General features: G+C 48.1%; 21 protein-coding genes. 4 read left to right on the top strand and 17 right to left on the bottom strand.

The genetic code is table 11. The features are described from left to right. Nucleotide 1: 1 nt before the first annotated feature. From HMPREF2675_RS09645 to HMPREF2675_RS09580, 14 genes are all read right to left on the bottom strand, one after another. A complete protein-coding gene (locus HMPREF2675_RS09645) occupies nt 2-628 on the bottom strand; it encodes an NADH:ubiquinone reductase (Na(+)-transporting) subunit D (protein ID WP_003684313.1) in 627 nt (208 codons plus the stop codon). Beyond that, nucleotides 628-1,404, bottom strand: coding sequence for a Na(+)-translocating NADH-quinone reductase subunit C (locus HMPREF2675_RS09640; protein WP_070814906.1), 777 nt, complete (start codon nt 1,402-1,404; stop codon nt 628-630). Before HMPREF2675_RS09640 ends, HMPREF2675_RS09645 begins: the two co-directional genes overlap by 1 nt. After that, nucleotides 1,397-2,629 carry an NADH:ubiquinone reductase (Na(+)-transporting) subunit B gene (locus HMPREF2675_RS09635; protein WP_070460324.1) on the bottom strand — a complete coding sequence of 411 codons (1,233 nt, stop codon included), beginning with the start codon at nt 2,627-2,629 and terminating at the stop codon, nt 1,397-1,399. Before HMPREF2675_RS09635 ends, HMPREF2675_RS09640 begins: the two co-directional genes overlap by 8 nt. A 2-nt stretch (nt 2,630-2,631) precedes the next feature. Further along, entirely contained in the window at nt 2,632-3,975 is a 1,344-nt protein-coding gene (locus HMPREF2675_RS09630) for a Na(+)-translocating NADH-quinone reductase subunit A (protein WP_070460322.1), read from the bottom strand. A gap of 339 nt (nt 3,976-4,314) precedes the next feature. Further along, nucleotides 4,315-5,733 carry a sodium:proton antiporter gene (locus tag HMPREF2675_RS09625; RefSeq protein ID WP_070460320.1) on the bottom strand — a complete coding sequence of 473 codons (1,419 nt, stop codon included), beginning with the start codon at nt 5,731-5,733 and terminating at the stop codon, nt 4,315-4,317. 442 nt (nt 5,734-6,175) lie between these two features. Beyond that, entirely contained in the window at nt 6,176-6,535 is a 360-nt protein-coding gene (locus tag HMPREF2675_RS09620) for a YbaN family protein (protein WP_070460318.1), read from the bottom strand. 14 nt (nt 6,536-6,549) lie between these two features. After that, nucleotides 6,550-7,146, bottom strand: a complete 597-nt coding sequence (locus HMPREF2675_RS09615) for a DUF1415 domain-containing protein (protein WP_070460316.1) — start codon at nt 7,144-7,146, stop codon at nt 6,550-6,552. Nucleotides 7,147-7,263: 117 nt separating this feature from the next. Continuing rightward, entirely contained in the window at nt 7,264-7,746 is a 483-nt protein-coding gene (locus HMPREF2675_RS09610) for an Lrp/AsnC family transcriptional regulator (RefSeq protein WP_003684427.1), read from the bottom strand. A 402-nt stretch (nt 7,747-8,148) separates the two neighbouring features. Further along, a complete protein-coding gene (locus HMPREF2675_RS09605) occupies nt 8,149-8,622 on the bottom strand; it encodes a pilin (protein ID WP_070460313.1) in 474 nt (157 codons plus the stop codon). A gap of 104 nt (nt 8,623-8,726) precedes the next feature. Continuing rightward, a complete protein-coding gene (locus HMPREF2675_RS09600; protein WP_070460312.1) occupies nt 8,727-9,176 on the bottom strand; it encodes a pilin in 450 nt (149 codons plus the stop codon). Nucleotides 9,177-9,968: 792 nt separating this feature from the next. After that, entirely contained in the window at nt 9,969-12,527 is a 2,559-nt protein-coding gene (gene glnD / locus HMPREF2675_RS09595; protein WP_070814904.1) for a [protein-PII] uridylyltransferase, read from the bottom strand. Nucleotides 12,528-12,546: 19 nt separating this feature from the next. Next, nucleotides 12,547-12,843 carry a helix-turn-helix domain-containing protein gene (locus tag HMPREF2675_RS09590; protein WP_003680870.1) on the bottom strand — a complete coding sequence of 99 codons (297 nt, stop codon included), beginning with the start codon at nt 12,841-12,843 and terminating at the stop codon, nt 12,547-12,549. Nucleotides 12,844-13,265: 422 nt separating this feature from the next. Beyond that, nucleotides 13,266-13,706, bottom strand: a complete 441-nt coding sequence (locus HMPREF2675_RS09585; RefSeq protein ID WP_049323902.1) for a TIGR01244 family sulfur transferase — start codon at nt 13,704-13,706, stop codon at nt 13,266-13,268. Between the two features lie 78 nt (nt 13,707-13,784). Then, complete coding sequence (locus tag HMPREF2675_RS09580) at nt 13,785-15,536, bottom strand: M61 family metallopeptidase (RefSeq protein ID WP_070814903.1); 1,752 nt, start codon at nt 15,534-15,536, stop codon at nt 13,785-13,787. Between the two features lie 332 nt (nt 15,537-15,868). Between HMPREF2675_RS09580 and ccoN the strand changes: the two genes are divergently transcribed. Genes ccoN through ccoP form a run of 4 tightly spaced genes read left to right on the top strand, consistent with a single transcriptional unit; the run spans nt 15,869 to nt 19,459 of the window. Then, complete coding sequence (gene ccoN, locus HMPREF2675_RS09575) at nt 15,869-17,302, top strand: cytochrome-c oxidase, cbb3-type subunit I (protein ID WP_210399859.1); 1,434 nt, start codon at nt 15,869-15,871, stop codon at nt 17,300-17,302. Between the two features lie 23 nt (nt 17,303-17,325). Beyond that, nucleotides 17,326-17,937, top strand: a complete 612-nt coding sequence (gene ccoO, locus HMPREF2675_RS09570; RefSeq protein ID WP_070814899.1) for a cytochrome-c oxidase, cbb3-type subunit II — start codon at nt 17,326-17,328, stop codon at nt 17,935-17,937. A 4-nt stretch (nt 17,938-17,941) separates the two neighbouring features. Beyond that, on the top strand, nt 17,942-18,109 hold the full coding sequence (locus tag HMPREF2675_RS09565; protein WP_003680865.1) for a cbb3-type cytochrome oxidase subunit 3: 168 nt from the start codon (nt 17,942-17,944) through the stop codon (nt 18,107-18,109). Nucleotides 18,110-18,139: 30 nt separating this feature from the next. Then, nucleotides 18,140-19,459: a cytochrome-c oxidase, cbb3-type subunit III gene (ccoP, locus tag HMPREF2675_RS09560; RefSeq protein ID WP_083323916.1), complete on the top strand. Its 1,320-nt coding sequence runs from the start codon at nt 18,140-18,142 to the stop codon at nt 19,457-19,459. Between the two features lie 150 nt (nt 19,460-19,609). Here ccoP and HMPREF2675_RS09555 read toward each other — a convergent pair whose 3' ends face one another. From HMPREF2675_RS09555 to HMPREF2675_RS09545, 3 genes are read right to left on the bottom strand one after another with little or no spacing between them, the layout of a single operon-like run. After that, the gene (locus HMPREF2675_RS09555; protein ID WP_070814897.1) at nt 19,610-20,056 is read right to left on the bottom strand and encodes a ubiquinone anaerobic biosynthesis accessory factor UbiT; all 447 of its coding nucleotides are present in this window, start codon (nt 20,054-20,056) and stop codon (nt 19,610-19,612) included. Beyond that, a complete protein-coding gene (locus HMPREF2675_RS09550) occupies nt 20,043-20,960 on the bottom strand; it encodes a U32 family peptidase (protein WP_070814896.1) in 918 nt (305 codons plus the stop codon). The genes HMPREF2675_RS09555 and HMPREF2675_RS09550 overlap by 14 nt, the downstream gene beginning before the upstream one ends. A 10-nt stretch (nt 20,961-20,970) precedes the next feature. Beyond that, complete coding sequence (locus HMPREF2675_RS09545) at nt 20,971-21,978, bottom strand: ubiquinone anaerobic biosynthesis protein UbiU (protein ID WP_070814894.1); 1,008 nt, start codon at nt 21,976-21,978, stop codon at nt 20,971-20,973. Between the last annotated feature and the right edge of the window lie 313 nt (nt 21,979-22,291).

The following is a 22,291-nucleotide window of genomic DNA, read 5'->3' as shown; positions in this document are numbered from 1 at the left end:
GTTATTTCTCCGCCTGTTCAGGTTTCCAAGTGCGCAGACCCCATACCAAGAAGCCGATGATGAAGAACGCGCTAGGGGCGAGCAAGAACAAGCCGTTGGTTTGATACCAGCCGCCATCTTGTACTGTTTGGAAAATGGTGTAGCCAAAGAGCTTGCCAGAGCCGATCAGTTCGCGGATGGTTGCGATGATGATCAACATCATGCCGTAACCTGCGCCGTTGCCGATACCGTCAACCAAGCTTTCCAGCGGCGGCTCTTTCATGGCGAATGCTTCGGCACGGCCCATTACGATACAGTTGGTAATAATCAGGCCGACGAATACGGACAGCTGTTTGGACAGCTCATAAGCAAAGGCTTGGAGCAGTTGGTCAACCAGCGTTACCAAGGAAGCAACAATCGCCATTTGCACAATAATACGGATGCTGTTGGGGATGTAGTTGCGTACCAAAGAAATGAAGAAGCTGGAAAAACCGGTTACCAAAGCTACGGAAATACCCATTACGATGGCCGTCTGAAGTTTGGTGGTAACCGCCAAAGCCGAACAAATACCCAAAACCTGCAAGGCAATCGGGTTGTTGTCGATAAAGGGTGAAAACATCAAATATTTCAAGCGTTTCATGTCAGCCATTATTGTGCTCCTGCTGATTTCAATTTGTTCAGGTAGGGGATATAGCCGTTTTCGCCGAACCAGTAGGCGAACGAACCTTGCACGCCTTTAGATGTCAGCGATGCGCCGGAGAGGGCATCTACGCCGTGTTCTTTGTCTGAGCCTGCGCCTTTGCCGACGTGCAGGGCGAGTTTGCCTTGTTCGTCAAACAGTTTTTTGCCGACGAATTTTTGTTGCCACAGAGGGTTGCCGATTTCGCCGCCCAAACCCGGGGTTTCACCTTGGTCGTAGTAGGTAATGCCGTTGATGGTGTTGCCGTCAGGTTGAATGGCGACAAAACCGTACATGACAGACCACAAGCCGTTACCGTGCATAGGCAGGATGATTTGGCTGACTTTGCCGTCTTCGCCTTTTACCAAGTAAACCTCAGTGTATTTGGCACGGCTTTTGATGCCTGCCAAATCGTCTTCAGGTTTGATTTGGATGCTTTGGGCAGGGTCTTTGCCGGCAACGCGTGCGCTGAAGTCTTTAGGCGCATCGGCGACGTATTCGCCGGTAGCCAAGTCCACGACACGTTGCTCGATACGCTCGGCAAAGGTTTTGCTGATGTCGGTGTTTTTATCCATCAAACCGGCTACGCTCAAGATATAGCCTTGTTTATCTTGGAGTTTTTGTTTCTCTTGGATTGGTTTCAAGCCAACGACCGCACCAGCAACGATGATGGAACAAATCAGGCTGACAACCAATACCACAATCAGCGTGCCGCTGAAGCTGTCTTTATCGAATTTCTTAGCCATTGCTGCGCGCCTTTCTGCGTTTGATGTTCGCTTGTGCGACGAAATAGTCGAAAATCGGGGCAAACAGGTTGGCAAACAGAATCGCCAACATCATGCCTTCGGGGTAAGCAGGGTTGACCACGCGGATCAACACGCACATTACACCGATAAGCGCTCCGTACCACCATTTGCCGACATTGGTAAAGGAAGCGGAAACAGGGTCGGTCGCCATAAACAGCATACCGATGGCGAAGCCGCCGACTACCAAGTGCCAGTACCAAGGCATGGAGAACATGGCGTTGGTGTCCGAACCGATGAAGTTAAACAGTGAAGACATGGCAATCATACCGATCATCACGCCGGCGATAATGCGCCAAGAGGCAATACGGGTGAACACGATAAACGCGCCGCCGATTAAGAGCGCCAAAGTGGACACTTCGCCGATTGAGCCGGGTACATTACCGATAAACGCATCCATCCAAGAAATGGCTTGACCGGTTACAGCATTTTTCAGGCCGTCTGCACCGTGTGCCGCCCATTGCGCCAAAGCAGTGGCACCGGAATAGCCATCAACCGCAGTCCAAATGGTATCGCCGGTAATGTTGGCAGGGTAGGCGAAGAACAGGAACGCACGGCCTGCAAGAGCAGGGTTCATGAAGTTTTTACCTGTACCGCCGAATACTTCTTTCGCAACCACAACGCCGAAAGAAATACCCAAAGCCGCTTGCCACAAAGGCAGGGTAGGGGGAACAATCAAAGCAAACAGAATCGAAGTCACGAAGAAACCTTCGTTGATTTCGTGTTTGCGTACGGATGCGAACAAAACTTCCCAGAAGCCGCCCACAACAAATACAGTCGCGTAAATCGGCAGGAAGAAAATCGCGCCGAACAGCATTTTGCCCAACACGCCCGCCTCAGACGACATATTGATGCCCAAAGCGTTGGCAAGGGCGTAATGCCAGTCGTTGGCGATATTTTGTTGCAGCAAATCAGGCGTTAACGCACCGAATGCCTGTGCGCCGACGTTGTACATACCGTAGAACATGGCAGGGAACAAAGCCAGCCACACCAAGATCATCATGCGCTTGGAGTCGAGCGCATCGCGGACGTGGGCCGCTTTGCGCGTTACCGCGCCGGATGTATAGAAAATCGTCGCCGCAGCTTCGTAGAGGGCATACCATTTTTCATGTTTGCCGCCCGGCAGGAAGTGCGGTTCGATTTTTTCAAGAAAATGTTTCAAGCCCATAATCAGCCTTCCTTCTCAATGGTTTCCAGCACCTTGCGCAACAGCGGGCCGTATTCGTATTTGCCCGGGCAGACGAAGCTGCACAAAGCGAGGTCTTCTTCGTCCAATTCCAAGCAACCCAATGCCTGAGCGCTGTCGGTATCGCCGACGATTAAATCGCGCAAGAGCAGGGTAGGCAGGATGTCCAACGGCATCACGCGCTCGTAAGTGCCGATCGGTACCATGGCGCGGTCGCCGCCGTTGACGGCTGTGTTGAACTTGAAGAGTTTGTTTTTCAGGAAATGGCCGAGGGTTGTGCGCGTGATGGAGTATTTGTCCGGTTGTGGCGCAACCCAGCCGAACAGCTCTTTGCTGCGGCCTTCTTCGATAACGGAAATCTGATTGTGGTAGCGGCCGAGGTAATCGTGCGCGCCTTGTGCAATCGCGCCGTTCAATACTGAGCCGGAAATCACGCGGTTGTCTGCATCAACCAATTCGCCCGCAGTAATTTGCGATACTTTCGCACCCAAAACGGTACGCAAGAGGCGCGGTTTGTTGACTTGAGAGCCGCCCAGGGCAACAACGCGTTCGGTGTTCAGACGGCCTGTTGCAAACAAACGGCCAATGGCAATTACATCTTGATAATTGATGGTCCAAACGGTTTTGTTCGCACCGACTGGTTCGATGAAATGAATGTGCGTGCCACTCAAACCAGCAGGATGCGGGCCGCCAAATTCATGTGTTTCGATGTTGGCAGCGTTTTCAGACGGCACATCTGCGCCTGCTGCTTTACACACATGGATTTTACGCTCGGTCAGGCAGCTCAATACCAACAGGCCGCGTTTGAAGTCCTCGGAGGCTTCTTTGATGATGACTGTAGGATCGGCAGCCAGCGGATTGGTGTCCATCGCATTGACGAAGATGGCGAACGGCTCGGCATCGACGGCAGGGATTTTGCTGAACGGACGGGTACGCAGCGCAGTCCACAAACCGGATTGAATCAGGTTGCGGCGCACTTCTTCGCTGCTCAATTTTGCCAGCGCTTCAGGTGCGTAGCGTTCGAACTCGATTTCGTCGTTGCCTTCAACGGCAATCACGACTGACTGAAGTACGCGCTTTTCGCCACGGTGAATCGCGGCGATTTTGCCTGAAGCCGGAGCGGTAAATACTACGCCCGGATTCTTTTTGTCTTCAAACAGCACTTGGCCTTTTTTGACGGCTTCGCCTTCCTTGATTTTCATCGAGGGGCGCATGCCGACATATTCTTCGCCAAGCAACGCGACTTCGGTAATGGCCGGGCCGTCATAAATGACTTGCTCCGGTCTGCCTGCGATAGGCAGGTCTAAGCCTTTTTTTATCTTAATCATAAGGATGCGTTACTTTTTGGTGGGTTGAGATTCGGATGTCGGATTGTTTTTTCAGACGGCATGTAATGCTTTGAAACAAAGGGTGGGCCGTCTAAAAAAAAGCAGAGGTTTGCTATAAAAACAATGAATAAACGCAAACAACAAAGCTTTAGATTTTATCAGGTATAGGCTGCTTTATGTCAGTTTTACGCTTATTTTTACGGGAAAATTGGGAAAAAAGTAGGAATGTGTAATCGAGTGTTAAGGGAAATAATTTTTAACTGATTGATATTTAAACGCTATATTTGATGATATAGCTGAAAATAAAAGGCCGTCTGAATTTCAGACGGCCTCTAAGTTTTAAAAGAGCTGCCAAACGAAGAAAATCATCGTATGCAGGGCAAACAGCGGTACCAATACAATTACCGACCATGCCATGTAGCCGAAGAAGGAAGGCATCGGTACGCCGCGTTGTTCGGCAATGGCTTTGACCATGAAGTTCGGCGCATTACCGATATAAGTGAGCGCGCCCATAAATACGGAACCCATGGATACTGCCAGCAGCGAATGGAACAGATGGCCTGTCATCAAAGCTTGGGCATCGCCACCGGCCATATTGAAGAACACCAAATAAGTCGGCGCGTTATCCAAGAATGCCGACAACAAACCGCTCATCCAGAAATACATCACATTAATCGGATTGCCTGCCGCGTCGTGAACCAAAGAAACAACAGAAGCCAATGCGCCTGTTTCACCAGCTTTCAAAATCGCCAAGACGGGGGAAATGGTAATGAAAATACCCAAAAACAGTTTGCCCACTTCGGCAATCGGCTCGAAGTTGAACTCATTGCCTGCGCGTACCTGTTTGGGCGTAATAATCCAAGATACGGCGGTCAAAGCCAGCAAAATGCCATCGCGCATCAGGTTTTGCAAGGCGTAATGGCTGCCCAAGATTTCAAAGCCCGGATGATTTGGTTTCCACAAGCCGGACAATAAAACCGCGCCGACTACACCGGCCAGCAACAGGAAATTCCATTTGCCGTAAATTTTGACTTTTTCTTCTTTATCGGAAGGAGCAGGAGCAAGGTGTTCGCTTTGTTCACGGTTGAAGTGTCGGCTGTCGATGATGTAGAAAACGGCCAGTAAAACCACAGAACTGATCAATACAGGCATCAGCATGTGTTTGACCGTCCACATGAAATCTACGCCTTTCAGGAATCCTAAGAACAGCGGAGGATCGCCTAAAGGAGTCAGACCACCGCCGATATTTGCCACCAAGAAAATGAAGAAAATCACAATGTGAACGCGGTAGTGGCGTTTATGGTTGGCTTTCAAAAGCGGACGAATCATCAGCATCGCCGCGCCTGTTGTCCCCATGATGGAAGACAAAGCCGTACCGACTGCCAACAGGATTGTGTTCAATTTAGGCGAACCATGCAAATCGCCGCTGACAAAAATACCGCCTGAAATGGTATAGAGCGCCAAAAGCAGCAGGATAAAGGGGATATATTCTTCAACCAATGCATGGGCAACGGTATGTACGCCGGCTCCGAAACCAAAGGTTACGATGAATGGAGTTAAAAACAGCAGCGTCCAAAACGCCGTAATTTTGCCGAAGTGGTGGTGCCAAGTATGGGAGAAAAACAGAGGTCCGAGTGCAATAGACAAGAGAATCAGTGCAAACGGCAGACCCCAAAGCAGGCTTGCGGATGAGCCGTCAAAATCGGATGCCGCAGCAGGAAAGGCGGCAAGAAGCAGTAAAAATGAGAGATAGCGCATAGTATTTCCTTTTTATTCTGTTGCGCCGTGAGGAACTTCGTTGAGAAAGCACGGCGGTGAAATATTCAGGCCGTCTGAAAATATCCAGACGAACTGCGCGGTGGTGTCAGGGGAAAGTATAACGCAAAGCAAGTGTTAAGGGACGGTTTAGAGTGTTGGAATCAAAAGAAATGTTGATACAAATAAAGAAATAAAAGGGAGGGAAGTAGTCGAAAGTAGTAAAAAAATGTTTTTGAAACAGGAGTTTGAAATATTGAAAATAATGCTATCGAAAAAATACTTTGAATTAATTTTAGCTAAAATTTACATTTGATTGAATAAATGGAGGCCGTCTGAAAAATGAGGATGAAATAGGGTGTTTTAGTCCTTACTGATTGTTTTAATGGATAAATTAGGTGTGAAAATAAAAAACAGGTAAGCGAAAATGCCCACCTGTTTTATTTTATGCCTCCGGCCGTAACCACATCCACACTGCCACGCAGCTACAGAAGACTGATGAAACGGCACCCATCCACCAGCGTTCTGGAAATTGCCAAAACATAAACAGGCAAGAAAGGGCCATCATGCCGATAGCGAAGAATTTTGCCTTGCGTGGCACGGCGCCGTTATTTTCCCAGTTTTGTATGATCGGGCCGAAATGGCGGTGATGATACAGCCAATTGTGAAAGCGCGGCGAAGCTTTTGCCCAGAAGGCGGCGGTCAATAAAATGAAAGGCGTAGTCGGCAGTAATGGCAGGAAAATGCCAATAATGCCCAAGACGAGCGACAATGCGCCGCAAAAAATCAATAAATAGCGAACCATATTCCCGTCACCAATTATTTGTTTTCAGACGGCTTGTGATGTGGAAATGGACAACGCGGAATGTCTAATTTATCCCAGCCCTCATGCCCCATTTTTTCCAGCAGCGCGATATTGCGGTCAAAAATTGCCGAGGCATCGGGAAATGCTTCAGCCGCTTTGGCAATACTGTCTTCACGAATCAAGTGCAAAGTCGGGTAGGGTGAGCGATTGGTGTAGTTGCTGATGTTGTCGGCTTCAGTGCCTTCAAATTGGAAGTCAGGATGGAACGGCGCAATTTGGACAATGCCTTCCAATTCGTTTTCTACAACGGCATCATCGGCGATTTCCAACATTTGGTTGAAGGTTTCAAAATCAGGGAACAGCGTTGGATGAACCAGTAAAGTGGTTTCCAATTCCGAAGCGGGCGTATTGCCCAGAAGCTGCAATTCACGATCCAAGTCTTCAAGGAAACCATCCAAATGACGGGCTTCGCTGACAACGATGCGAACCAGGTTTTTAACGTGCGGCGCTTTGGCAAACGGGCAGAGATTCAGCCCGATAACGGCTTTTTCCAGCCATTGTTTGGTATGTTCTGAAACAGTATTGCTATCGAGATGGGTGGTGTCAGTCATAGTAAAAGCTTATGTGAATTATTCTTAAAAAGTATACAAGTGTATGGACATGAAAGCAAACCATTGGAATTTAAAAGGCCGTCTGAAAAACAGACGGCCTTTATCGGTTTCAAATCATCAATCCTGAACCAAATGAACCAAAGGCAGAGCAGTCGTGTTTTTAATTTCTTTCAACACAAAACTTGATTGCGCATCTTGCACGCCGTGGTGCGAAAGCAGCGTGTCCAAAACAAAATGGGAAAACGCGTTCATATCGGTAAAAAAGGCATGGAGCAGATAATCGGTTTCGCCCGTTAAAGCAAAGCAGCTCAATACTTCCGGCCAAGCGCGGACAGATTCGGAAAAATCCTCGCGCGCATCTTTTGCCTTGCTAATCGATACACGGATAAAAGCCTGCAAACCCAAGCCCAAAGAGACAGGGGAAAGCTGGGCGGCATATTTTTGAATGATGCCAGCATCTTCAAGCTGTTTGAGACGGCGCAGGCAGGGAGAAGGGGAGAGCGCCACCTTTTCAGAAAGCTCAACATTGCTCAACCGCCCATTTTCCTGCAAAACCTGCAGAATTTTTAAATCCGTTTTGTCCAAGTTTAGATGAGGCATGATGGTTCTCCCAGTGTCGATAATATATGTTTTGAAAATGAAAAATGCTTAAAAATAAAGACTTGCATGGTTAAATTATATATTGAGTTCAGATGTGCGACAAATTGTCTTATCAGGGGTGTTGCGAATTTGTTTTATGTAGTGGTGAAAAGATGAAGGCCGTCTGAAACTAATCAAGACCAAAGTTTTATGTCATATTAGGATTGGATATAAAGAGGCCGTCTGAAAATGATTTCAGACGGCATTTATTTTCGTAATGTGATCATTCAGGCTCTTAAGGACCTTGTTTTGGAGAGTTTTGTTCTTTTGGTTTGTTCGCTTTCCGCGTTTGTATTTGGCTTTGTTTGGGGTGTTTTCTTTGCAATGTATTTGTGTGTTTTTCTTAGGGTATATGCTTGCTTCTTATCCGTGTGAGTTGTCACGGCACATGGCGGGAACCATTATCGGATCCAGCGTTCCGCCGCATTGCCAGTTGAGCAACCAAGTCGAATCGTTATGATTTCGATAAGGGGTCAGGGTCAGGACTTTGCCTTTGTTTTGCCCTTTATCGAAAGGAATGCTGATTTTGCCTGTATCTGCTTCTACAGTTACGCCACCGTTTTGGATGTATGTGCCGCCGATGCGTTGAGCGGTAACGCCGATTGAGCCTTGTTTACTGACATCCTCTGCATTGGGCAGGCGATTATTTACCGCTGAGGCAATGCTGATTTCGGTTTTCAGGTCGTCGGCAAGGTATAGTGCTTCGGAGGCTTGCGCCCTACCGATATAGTTTTGATAAGTGGGTATGGCGACAACAACCAGAATACCGAGGATGGCGATAACTATCATCAGCTCAATTAGGGTAAAACCTTTTTGGGCTTGAAATGGGGTATTCATTTGAGCGTATCGTTTTTAAGTTTTTTTTATTTTTATAAAGCAAATCCCATAATCACATTATGGGATTTGCTCTTTAAGCTTTTAAATTTGTTGGTAACAAATTATTAACGGCAAGAAGAAGGCAAGAATTTGCTATCAACAGTACCTTTCTTACAGGTCCAAGTGAAAGAACCTTTAGAAGAGGTAGCATTACCAGTTACATCAGGTGATAACATAACTGTTTTACCTTTAATATCATTATTGACATCAGTATTTTTCATTGTTGCAGTCAGAACACCATTTGTGCCTACAGCAACTTGAGCAACGTATTTACCTTTAATATCGGTAGGTGCTGCGATACCAGCCTCTGTATTATTTTTAGGCCATTTACCTTTATCTGCATAGTATTCAACAACAGCAGACTTTTGACCTTCCATCAAAGAGATGGCTTCAGAAACTTGAGCACGTGCAGTGTAGTCTTGGTATGCAGGCAGGGCGATAACTGCCAAGATGCCGATAATCGCGATGACGATCATCAATTCGATCAGGGTAAAACCTTTTTGGATTGCTTTCATTGTTTAAAACTCCAGTTTGAAAGTGTGAATAATTGTGTTTAAGTAAAAAGTCCGTAATGTGCTTGGCACTATGTATTATGAGTAAACCATAAGTAAGAAGGAATATACAGCTTCCGTCGGGCTTGCTGCTTTGAGGCTTGGGCCTTATCGGACGTGTTGTTTCAAGCAGTCGGTGTGCCAAGTGCGCAAAATTGATTAAAAAATTTATTTTTTATTTTTTATTTATTGTTTTTATTGGGATTATTTTTAAAATTTTAAATTTTGTGATGTTTTGTTTGAAAGTTTCAGGATTTTAGAGAAATTAGGGAGTTGACGTTTTTTGTCAGTTTTGTGTTTTTTGTGACAGGGAGTGTGTGCGAGTTTGGTCATGTGACGTTTTTTGTCAGAAATTAATCTTGTTTCAATAATATGTTAATTGATTTGGATGGGTGGTGATTTTATGGATTAATCGGTGAGTTTAATATTTTTTGATTTTATTTTTTTGTTTTTTATGAGTTTTATTTTTTATGCGTATTTTGTTTGAATACGGATAAGGAAAAAATTTGGAAGGAAGGATTTTTGAAGGGGATTTGGCATAATAGGTGAATGAAAATTTGTTACTGAAATTATATCCATATGGGTTATGATTTTAGAATGTAGTTTTATGTCAGAAGGAAGTTTTGGTTTCGAATTTTAAGGCTTTGGATTTCTTGAGTGTTTGAGAAGGGTATATTCAGGATGTTTATATTTTTGGGTGCGATTAGGGTGAGCAAAAAATGCTCACCCTATGTTTTTAAGATGTTCAGACGGCCTTTATGGGGTTAAGACTTCGACCAATGCCTGCTTTAGGGTGTTTTGGATTTGCGGGTCTTGCAGGGATGGGCTGTAGGTAATGAAGCTGTCCTCAATGCGCTGATCCAAGGTGGTAATTTTGGCGTAGCGCAGGCTGATGTTGTGGGCGAAGAAGGTCTCGGCGATGTCGGCGAGGAGGTGGGGGCGGTTGACGGCGGTGATGTCTATGGTGTGCCAGCCAGGATAGTCTTCTTCGGGGGTGATGATTACGGTAGGCGGAATGGGGATGTGGCGGATGCGGCGGCTGATGTGCGGGCGGCCGCTTTGTTTTTGAACGGTGGTATTGCCGTGGATGAAGCTGTTGAGTTCGGCTTCAAGTGCGCTTTGGCGGTCGGGATATTCTTCGGGCGGGAGATTGTCGGGAAGTTGGAGAATAAAGGTGTCGAGGATGTAGTCGTGCTCGGTGATGAAGGCGCGGGCGGCTTGGATGTCGAAGCGGTGGCTGCTGAAGATGCGGCAGAGGCGTGCGAAGAGGCGGTCGCCATTGGGCATGAATACCATGACTTGAAGGCTGTTGCTTTGGGGAAGGATGCGGCTGCGGACGGCCGGACTTTGGGTGTCGTAGGCGAGGTTTGCGGTGTGCCAGAGGATTTCCCGCGTTTGATGGCGGACGTAGTATGCGCTGCCGAGGATGCGGCGGAGTTTTTGTTGGTTTTTGAGTGGAACGGCCGCGCGTGTGAGCTGATCGGTCGAGGCTTGTTCGCGTCGGTTGGGGAGGCGTTCGGGATCGTGGTGTTTGCTGTTTAAAACGGCGGCGGTGCTGTGGTAGAGGGTTTGGAGCAGACTGGCGCGCCATGTGTTCCAAAGTTTGGGGTTGGTGCCGCGGATGTCGGCAATGGTAAGCAGGTAGAGTGCGTCGAGGTATTCGCGTGTGGGAATACGGCGGCAGAAGGCTTGGAGGACGTGCGGGTCTTGGATGTCTTCTTTTTGGGCAACGGTGGACATGAGCAGGTGGTTTTCAACCAGCCATGCGAGGAGGTGGCTTTCTTCTTCGGTGTAGTAGTGGTTGGCGGCGAATTGTTGTGCGTCTTTGATGCCTTCTTTGGCGTGATCGCCGCCACGGCCTTTGGCGATGTCGTGCAGCAGGGCGGCGGTGTAGAGAACATGTGGTCGTGGATAGGCCTGCATGATGGCGCTGGCTTCGGGCATTTCGTGGCTGTGGGTTTCGATGGCGAGACGGCGCATATTGCGGACGACGGTCAGGATGTGGTCGTCTACGGGGTAAATATGGAAGAGGTCGTGTTGCAGCAGGCCGGTGATTTTTTCCCATGCGGGGAGATAGCGGCCAAGTACGCCGTAGAGGTTGAGAAAACGGAGGGTTTGGGTGAGGCCGGTACCGTGCTTGAAGAATTGGATAAAGCGGCGGCGGTTTTCTGGATTTTGGGTAAAACGGGTGTTGATTTTTCGTGTGGCCGCCCACCATGCGCGCAGTGTTTGCGGCTCGATGGTGGTGATGTTTTGCTCCTGCATGGTTTGGATGATGGTGAAGATGTGTTCGGGGTTGTGTTCAAACAGGGCAAGATCGTTGGCGGCGATTTGGTGGCCGATGCGTTTGTAGCGGCTGTCGATGGGGTGGATATGTTGGGGACGGCTGGAGGTTTGATGGTTTTTGAGAACCGGTATGAGGATGCCGTTGAGTTGTTTGATGGCTTTGGTGGCACGGTAGAAGGTGTGCATCAGGGCTTCGCTTCGGCCGCGGATGTCGGGTTGGGTATAGCCTAAGCTTTCGGCAACTTGGGACTGGTAGTCGAAAAGCAGCCTGTCTTCGGGGCGGTCGGCAGTAAGGTGGAGGTGAATGCGGATATTGGCGAGACGGCGGTAGCCATGAGCCAGCATGCCGGCTTCGGTGCGTGTGAGGACGCCGGCGGTAACGAGGGCGGTGGGGTTGCTGTCTATGCCTTGTGCTTTGGCTGTCCAGATAAGGGTGTGGATGTCACGCAGGCCGCCGGGGCAGGTTTTGATGTTGGGTTCGAGTTGTGCGCCTGTGCCTTGGGATTTGGTATGGCGTTGCTCCATTTCGAGGAGTTTGGCTTCGATAAAGGCGGCTGTGTCGCGGCGTGTATTGAGTTTGTTTAGAAGTTGGGCGGTAAGGTTAGCATTGCCTTGGAGATGGCGTGCTTCAAGAAAGGCAGTTTCGCCGGTAATGTCGTTTTGGGTGCTTTGGAGGATTTCTTCTATGCTGCCGCTTTTGATGGCGGGATTGAGGCGTGCGTCCCAAAGGGTTTGGATAAATTGGGCGGTTTGTTGTTGCAGGCCGTCTGAAAATGGGGCCGAGGAAATAATTGCTAAGTCCCAGTCGGAATGGGGATAGAGTTCGCAACGCCCGAAGCCGCCGATGGCAATGAGACTGATGTCGTCGCTGTCGGGAAAGTGGATTTGCCAGAGGGTTTGCAGCAGGGTTTCGGCAGCGGTGATATGGTCGCGGAAGTAAACGGTAGGGCGGTTGTTTTGGCGGTAGGCAGTTTCTGCTGCGGCTTTTTGCTGCCGGTAGGTTTGGATGGCTTGTTGGGCGGCGGTCATGATGGTATCTGGTTTTGAATTAGGCTTGGGTGTCGGCAGGCTCGGTCATTTGGCGGAGCATTTCTTGCGGCGGAAGGAGAAGTTTGTAAGGGGCGATTTTGAGTGCGGATGCGATTTTTTCGATGTTGGAAAGGGCGATGTTCCAGCGTTTGCGCTCGACGGCGGAGACGTAGGTGCGGTCGAGTCCGCATTGGCGTGCGAGTTCTTCTTGCGACCAGCCGTGATTGACGCGGTAGAGGCGCATGTTGTAGGCGATAACGGCGCGGAGGTCTTGCGGATCGGGCAGACTGGGAGGGGGAGTGAGTTTGTTGACCATGGTGTTTTGGGTTTATGATTTGAACGATAAGGAGATTTTATACTATTTTTGCTAGGGGAAAGGAAAGGCCGTCTGAAAGTTTCAGACGGCCTTCAAGAGGGTAGGTATAAAAAAAGGGGGTGGCACTCAGCCACACCCAAACACACACACATCAAGAGGAAAGAAAAATCATTTAATAAGAGAGCTGGCTCTTATCGAGGAAACTGGAAGATTCGGGCATGGCCCTGAATCATTGAAAGGCATTATAAATGAAAATAGGATTGGGGTATTGACACAGGTCAATTCTGTTTTAATTTAGAAAATATATCTCCAAGATAGTGGAAATAAATTATAAATAAGCTAAGGCCATCAGGCCGTCTGAATAATCGGTTTCAGACGGCCTGATGGCCTTAAGGGCTACTAGTTACTATATAAATTAGGTATTAAGCCAAACCTTTATCTTTGGCTTCTTGCAGGCGAGCTTCAAAGTTGCTGAGGTTAACGCCTGCCTGTTCGGCTGCGGCAACCACTTCGGCTACGGATGCGCCGTGTTGCACTTGATGATAACCCCAAAGCAGGGAGCAACGTGTGCCGGTACGACAGAAGGCAAGAATAGGAGTTGGAGATTGTTGCAACAGATTTTGAAAGGCTGCAACATCGGCTGCGTTGATTTGAGGCGCGACAACGGGCTGGTGTGAGAATTGGTTGATGCCGGCCTCTTTAAACCAGTTTTGCACTTCGGCAAAAGCCGGTTGGTTTTCTTCTTCGCCGTCCGGGCGGTTGCAGATGACGGTTTGGATGCCGAGGCGTACGGCTTCTTGAACATCGGCTTCGGTCAGTTGGGGGGCGATATAGAGGGAGTCGGTCAGCTTGCGGATGGGCATAGTTTTTCCTTTCTTTATATTGAATGGGTATGTTGATTTCAGACGGCCTGTGAAGTAGCAGGCCGTCTGAAGTTTTATTTAATGATTGTACAACCAGTTTTCGAGTTTTTGGCGATCGGTAATGTGCAGCAGGGCGGTATTGGCTTCTGCTGCTTGGACTGTGATGCTGGTCTCGCGCAACAAGCCTTGGCGGAAGAAATGGATGGTGGTGCGCGTGCCGATAGGCAGTTTGCTCCACTGCGCTGCAAGGTCGTTGCAGGCGTAGCCGCCCAAGGCGATGATTTTGTCTTGCGGGCAGAGTCCGGCATTTTCTGCGCTGCCGCCATTGAATACATGAGTCAGGACGGCATAGTCGCTGTTTTGTTTGAAACGTGCGCCCAAATCGTTGGCTGGGGCAACCGATTGGGGTTCGCTTGCAAATGCTCCACCGTGTTGACGAGGTAGGGGGATAAAGTCGAGTTTGACACCTACGCTTTGCAGACATTCTGCGAGCGGAAGATCATCGGTGCTGTATAAGGCCGTCTGAAAGAAGGTTTCTAAATCTAAACCGGTTATTTCTTGACAGCGGATTTGCCAGTGTTTTTCGGGTATGCCTTGATGGGTGTTGCACCAGTCGCGATAGTGTTGCTGCATCACGCTGTCGAGGTTGTATTTGCCTTGGCTTTTTTCACGGCTGATAAGGTCGAGGCAAAGTGCGGCCAGTGCGCCTTTTTGATAATAGCTGACGATGGCGTTAGGGCTGTTTTCGTCTTGTTTGTAGAACTTGTCCCATGCGCTGAAACTGGATTGGGCAAGTGTTTGTTTCAGACGGCCTTGTGTCTGCTGTACGCGTGTAATGCCTTGTGCAAGCAGGGTAAGGTAGGCTTCGGGGCTGATGGTTTTGCTTCGGGCGAGAAAGAGGTCGTCGTAGTAGGACGTAATGCCTTCAAATGCCCAAAGTTGCTCGGTGTAGTTTTCTTGGTCGAGGTTGTAAGGTGCGAATACGGCCGGTTTGATGGATTTGACGTTCCATGCGTGGAAGTATTCATGGGAGAAGAGGCCGAGTAATTCGGTATAGGCTTTGTCGGCCTCGCCCATATTATAGGGTGGCAGACTGTGGCGATCGGCGAGCAGGGCGGTGCTGCTGATGTGTTCCAGCCCGCCGTAGAGGTTGTCGCCCAGATGTAGTAAGAAAAGGTATTTGGTAAACGGGGCAGGGGAGGGGAACATCGCCAACTCGGTTTCGCAGATTTTTTGAATATCGGCGAGGAAGCGGGCGCGGTCAAAATCGGGATAGATGCCGCTTAATGCAATACGGTGGGGAATGCCTTGTGCTTCAAATTCGAGAAATTCGATGATGCCTGTTTCAACAGGGTGATCAATAAGCTCGGCATATGAGGCCGTCTGAAAAGTGGTCGCCGAAATTTGTGGCAGGGTGGTGGCTATCTGCCATGTGTGTGGCAGGGTAGGAAATTCGACTTGGTGCGGTTGTTCCTCTTGTCCGTGTACTTTTAAGAATAGGCATGCGCCGTCGAAAAAGCCGCGCTCGGTGCTGAGGAACGAGCCGCGAACGGATAAGTCGAATGCGTAAACAGTGTAGTAAATTTCCCACGCTCCACTGAGGGCAGGGGTTTGCCAATGGTTTTTGCTGGTTTGTGTCAGCGGCTGGGCTTTGCCGTTGCAACGCGCACTGATGTGTGTGATGTGGCGGGCAAAGTCACGGATGAGGTAGCTGCCGGGAACCCAGTTGGGCAGGCTGATTTCTGTTTCAGAATCATTGGCTTGAGTGAATGATAAGGTGATGTGCCATTCATGAGACAGAAAGTTGGGGGTAATTTTGTAATTAATCATAGCTATCGTATAGTTTGCTAAAGTTTATTAAGGATAAGTGTTTTAAAAGGTTAGGTTTAATCTATATCAATAAATCTGTACGAAAAAGGGGACTTGAAAAAATACTGTGCCCGATTTATTGGATATATTTAAATAATTTATTGATTATAAAAGAAATAAGATTATGTCTTACTAAAGGTTTTATGCAATATGGAATGTAATTTTGCTTGGCATGTTGTGGTGTCTATGTTAAATTTAGAAAAATTTGAGCCTTGGCCGTATTGCGCTTTTCATAAACGTAAGGGTTGGGGTGAGATAAAAATTTTTTATACCCATAATTTATGGAGACTTCCATGGACACACAAACTTATAACTACAAAGTGGTGCGCCAGTTCGCCATCATGACTGTAGTTTGGGGTATTGTGGGCATGTTGGTCGGTGTAATTGTAGCCGCCCAATTATTTGCTCCATCCCTTGATTTATCTGAAATTGGACCTTGGTTCCACTTTGGCCGCTTGCGTCCGCTGCATACCAATGCGGTTATTTTTGCATTCGGTGGTTGCGGTCTGATTGGTACATCATACTACGTTGTTCAACGTACATGTAATACCCGTCTGTTTGGCGGTTGGTTGCCTGCATTTACCTTCTGGGGTTGGCAGGCCGTCATCGTGGCTGCGGCTATCAGCTTGCCTATGGGTTATACCCAAGGTAAAGAATACGCCGAGTTGGAATGGCCTATCGACATTTTGATTACGCTGGTGTGGGTTGCCTACGCTATCGTATTCTTCGGTACGATTGCCAAACGTAAAATCAAACATATTTACGTTGCCAACTGGTTCTACGGCGGCTTCATCTTGGCTGTTGCGCTGTTGCACATCGTCAATAATATCAGCATCCCTGCCGGTTTGATGAAATCTTACCCGGTTTACGCTGGTGCAATCGATGCGATGGTTCAATGGTGGTACGGCCACAATGCAGTAGGCTTTTTCCTGACAGCCGGCTTCTTGGGTATGATGTACTACTTCGTACCAAAACAAGCAGGCCGTCCTATTTACTCTTACCGCTTGTCCGTCGTTCACTTCTGGGCTTTGATTTTCACTTATATGTGGGCAGGTTCTCACCACTTGCACTACACCGCATTGCCTGACTGGACTCAATCTTTGGGTATGGTATTGTCTTTGATCCTGTTCGCACCTTCTTGGGGCGGTATGATCAACGGTATCATGACTCTGTCCGGCGCATGGGACAAACTGCGTACCGACCCGATTTTGAAATTCTTGATCGTTTCTCTGTCTTTCTACGGTATGTCTACCTTCGAAGGCCCGATGATGTCTATCAAAACAGTTAACGCTCTGAGCCACTATACTGACTGGACTGTTGCACACGTTCACGCCGGTGCATTGGGTTGGGTAGGCTTCGTAACCATCGGTTCCGTTTACTATATGATCCCACGCCTCTTCGGTAAAAACGAAATGTACAGCACTAAATTGGTTGAAGCGCATTTCTGGATTGCAACCATCGGTGTGGTTCTGTATATCGCCGCGATGTGGATTGCCGGTGTGATGCAAGGCCTGATGTGGGGTTCTTTGAACGAAGACGGCACACTGACTTATTCCTTTGTCGAATCTGTAAAACGTACCATGCCTTACTACATGATTCGTTTTGCCGGCGGTCTTCTGTACCTGAGCGGTATGCTGATGATGGCATACAACGTTTACCGTACAGCCATCAGTGGCAAAGCGGTTGATGCCGAGATTCCCGCGGTGTCTCAAACCCAGCACCACTAAAAACATAAGAAAAGGCTACCAAAATGAAATTACAACAATTAGCTGAAGAAAAAGTTGGCGTCCTGATTGTATTTACCCTGCTTGTAGTCAGCGTAGGTCTGTTGATTGAAGCCGTGCCGCTGTTCTTCTCCAAGGCTGTAACCCAACCTATTGAAGGTGTGAAACCTTATAACGCTTTGCAAGTGGCCGGTCGTGATATTTACGTACGCGAAGGCTGCTACAACTGCCACTCTCAAATGATTCGTCCGTTCCGTGCAGAAACCGAACGTTATGGTCACTACTCCGTTGCCGGTGAGTCTGTTTATGACCATCCGTTCCAATGGGGTTCCAAACGTACCGGTCCGGACTTGGCTCGTGTAGGCGGCCGCTATTCCGACGAATGGCACCGCATCCACTTGCTGAATCCGCGTGATGTTGTGCCGGAGTCCAATATGCCTGCTTTCCCATGGCTTGCCCGCAACAAAGTCGATGCCGAGGCAACTGTGGCGCATATGAAAGCCCTGCGTAAAGTCGGTACGCCTTACAGCGATGAAGAAATTGCAAAAGCTCCTGAAGCTTTGGCAAACAAATCAGAGCTGGATGCGGTGATTGCATACCTGCAAGGCTTAGGCTTGGCATTGAAAAACGTAAGGTAACATCATGGACGCGAACTGGGCTCGCTCGCTCTTTACTGTTTGGGTTTTTATCAGTTTCATCTTAGTGCTTTATATTGTTTTTAATCGACGTAATAAAAAGAACTACGATGATGCTGCCAACAGTATTTTTGACAATGATGATAAAGGGTCGTCTGAAAAAGACGGGCGATAACAGTTTAGTCCGTGATCACGGAGCAAAAGAATGAACACAACATCCCAATTTACCAGCAATTTCTGGAATATATACATTGCAGTTATTGTCGTGCTCAGCTTTATCGGCTTGGCATGGCTGCTGCTTTCCCAAAACGTTGTGAAGCGTCCTAAAAAGGGCGAAGAAGTACAAACTACAGGTCATGAGTGGGACGGTATCTCAGAATATAACCATCCTCTGCCACGCTGGTGGTTTTGGCTTTATGTCCTGACATGGATTTTCGGTATCGGCTATTTGGTCATGTATCCGGGTGTCGGTGACTTTAAAGGTATCTGGGGCTGGACTAGCCACGGTCAGTATGAAGAAGAGGTTGCTAAAGCCGAACAAGAATACGGCCAAGTGTATGCTAAGTTTGCCAAAATGCCGATTGACCAAGTGGCTAAAAATCCTGAAGCACGTGCTATTGGTCAAAACCTTTTCAATACCTACTGTATCCAATGTCACGGTTCAGATGCTAAAGGCTCTAAAGGCTTCCCAAATCTGACTGACGATGACTGGTTGTGGGGTGGCGAACCTGAAAAAATTCAGGAAACCATTGAAAAAGGCCGTACTGCCGCCATGCCTGCATGGGGTCCTGCTTTGGGTGAAGAAGGTGTGAAAAACGTAACACAATATGTTATGTCCCTTTCTAAACCTAAAGGTCAATACGACGAAGAACGTGCAGAGCGTGGTAAAGCCCTGTTTAGCGGCCCACCTGCCAACTGTTTCACTTGTCACGGCGACAAAGGTCAAGGTATCCAAGGCCTCGGCCCGAATCTGACCGACGATGTATGGTTGTGGGGCGGTACTCAAAAAGCGATTACCGAAACCATTACCAACGGCCGCAGCAGCCAAATGCCTGCTTGGGGCCACTTCCTCGACAAAGACAAGCTGCACATCATGACTGCCTATGTTTGGGGTTTGTCCAACAAAGACGGTAAAAAAGCTCCTGCTAAAAAAGCCGAGCCTGCTCCAGCTGCTCCTGCAGCCGAAGCATCAGCCCCTGCAGCTGACAGCGCAGCATCTGCCGCTCCTGCATCAGATGCCAAAGCAGCTCCTAAACCTGAAGAGGCTTCTGCCAAAGTTGATGGTAAAGCTGTTTTTGAAGCCAGCTGTAAAACATGTCATGGCGGTTTGATTCCTGGCGCTCCTGTCGTAGGTAAAAAAGAAGACTGGGCTCCTCGCATCAAACAAGGTAAAGACACTCTGCACAAACATGCTATCGAAGGCTTTAATTCTATGCCGGCTAAAGGCGGCAATGGCAGCCTGAGCGATGATGAAGTTAAAGCAGCTGTAGACTTTATGGCAAACGAGTCTGGCGCAAAATTCTAATTTTGAGTCAGATTGAAAAAAGCGTACCTAACAAGGTACGCTTTTTTATATTTGATAAAACCGATGAGAAAAGACATATTAAAGAGACTAAATATATAAGGCCGTCTGAAACATTCAGACGGCCTTTGTTCTTGTTTCAACCAAAATTAATCAATCCAAAGTGGATGTACTGCGTTTCAGGAACCATTCGCTGAAAGGCCACTCGACACTGTCGAGTAAGTTTTTGGTAATTAATCCCAATTCCGTATCGCCTTCAATTTGCAATTTACGGTTGAAAAATAAGGTATCGGGATCTTCCTCGCGCATCATCATGCGCATGAAGTCTATACCGTTGGCGGCCAGCCTCAGATCGGGGGTGCCGCTGAAGTTGTCATCCAGGAATTTTTCGGTATTGGCACTAAACCGCACTTTAATACCGGCATCCAAAACTTCGATTTCGAATTTTTTTCCGGCAAAAAGTTCCATATCGGCAGGCAGTAAACCTTTTTTCAGCATGGTATTCAATACGGAGACTAAAACAAAGCGCGGAGGTTTGCCGGGAAGTTTGGTACCGATTTTCGCCATCCATTTGGGTAATATGATTTCAGGCAGCGCCATAATATGCCTCCTTCACGGTTTCAATACCGGGCTGACCGCGCCAATAGCCGTCAACCAGCGTTCCGGTAGTCAGTCGTTCCAACTCGGGGCGAATATCTTCCCATGTGGCTTTCCCGTCCAATACATCACGGTGAATTTGGATAATTTCAGCCATGCCGTGCATTTGTGGCGACAGTCTGAGCATATTCATGCCGATTTTATTTAAGTCTTCATGGTGGGGCAGTAGGTTTTGGCAGCCGTAAGACATGGTTTGGATGCCGTTGATGGTAAGAAACGGCTGGCCTTCGCGCGTATTCATGGCCATACCGTGCTCATGGTCGAGACAGCGGAATTCGCAACTGTCTTTATTCAGATTGTAATGGCGGGCGGTAAAGCAACGTGAGGAATAGGCGAGCGGCATTTTACCCCAAGCGAAGAGTTCGGTTTCAATGCCGTCTGCAGCCTTGATGATTTCGGCAACCTTATCGCGGCTCAGTTCAGACGGTGCAATCCAGCGGAATGCCCCTAATTTTCGGAATACGTCCAAAGTGGTTTCGTTGTAGATATTCAGGCTTGCACCGGCAACAAACGGGATGCCATGTTCGCGTACCAATTTAACCGCCCCCATGTCGTTGGCTTCAACTTTGAACTTTCCCTGCTCTGTGATTTTGCGTAGGCGTTTCAGATCAGATTCACTTTCGAGCAGGACTTGTGAGGAAAGAATAATCTCCTTACCGCTTTCTGCCAGGTCTTCAGCCAGTCCGAACCAGTCAGCAAAGCGCATTTTCTGACGGCGTGAGCAGACTACCTCGCCCAAATAGACCGTGTCCAACGGCGTATCCAGCATGGAAACGTAAAATTCCAGCAGGGCTTCTTTTTGCCAGAAAAATAAAATAGGGCCCAGCGACAATTTTAATGAATTCATTTTTTCCCCCTTATTTCCATGGGCGGTTGTATGCGCCCAAAGTTGTCTGATGACCTTCCGAAACTTTGCTCAAGGCATTGTTCCAGGATGGATTGACTTTGAAATGCGACGGGTTGGCTGCGGCTGCATCCAATGCTTGGCGCAGGGATTTAGTTACTTGCGCCGTATACATCGGACTACGTTGGCGTCCCTCGATTTTGATGGCAGACACCCCGATTTTGATGAGTTCAGGCAACATTTCCAAAACATTCAGGCTGGTCGGTTCTTCCAAAGCATAGTAGGTTTCATCATTGACTTCAAAGCGGCCTTTGCACAAGGTTGGATAACCTGCGGGTTCATTGGGTTTGTATTGGTCTATCAATACCTGGTTTAGACGTACGTTCATGCGGTCGGGCAGTTGTTCCCAGCGGACGGACTTTGCCGGAGAGCAGACACCTTGCATATTGGGCGATTCGCCTGTTGCATAGCTCGACAAGATGCAACGGCCTTCCACCATCACACACAAACTGCCGAAACCAAAGACTTCAATTTCCACATCAGTATTGTCAATCACATGTTTGACCTGATCGATGGTCAGCACGCGCGGCAAAACGGCACGACGGATGCCGAACAGCTCTTTCATCATATTGATGGCTTCGTAATTGGTGGCCGAACCTTGTACCGACATATGCAGGCGTAAATTCGGATGTTTGTCTGCCGCATACGCCATGATGGCGGGGTCGGCAACAATAATCGCATCGGCACCCAAATCCGCCGCTGTATCCACAGCAGCGTGCCAACGCTCCACTTGGCCGGCTTGTGCGAATGTATTGATGGCCATCAGTACATTGCGTCCGCGCGCATGGGCGTAAGCTACGCCTTCTCGCGCAGATTTCATATCGAAATTCAGTCCCGGAAAGTTTCGTGCATTGGTTGCATCTTTCAAACCCATGTAAACCGTGTCCGCACCGTTGTCCACAGCGGTTTTCAGTGCAGGCAGGTTGCCGGCGGGGCAGACTAATTCTGGAATTTTCTGCATTTTGTGTTCCTCGTCTTGATGATAACCTCTATCGGGTTAATCAATATTTTGTAGAATTCCGGATATTTTATGGATTAATGACACAAGATATGCTGACTTAAATCAAATCGAAAAATTCAGGTTGACGTAGACATATTGTTTACAAAATCTTTACAGACGTTGTTTTTTATATATTTCATGTGCTTAAAAATTTTGATGACGGATTTTGTTTCAAAATCGGCTTATGTTTTTAACTATCGCATTTATTAATTTTTACAATAATGGCGATAGAAAAATGAAAAAAAGGCCGTCTGAAAATCTTTTTCAGACGGCC

The organism is Neisseria sp. HMSC061H08 (assembly GCF_001836795.1).
GTDB lineage: Bacteria > Pseudomonadota > Gammaproteobacteria > Burkholderiales > Neisseriaceae > Neisseria > Neisseria subflava_A.
Note: the sequence above shows the minus strand (reverse complement) of the source record. Positions and strands in the feature narration are given on the sequence as shown.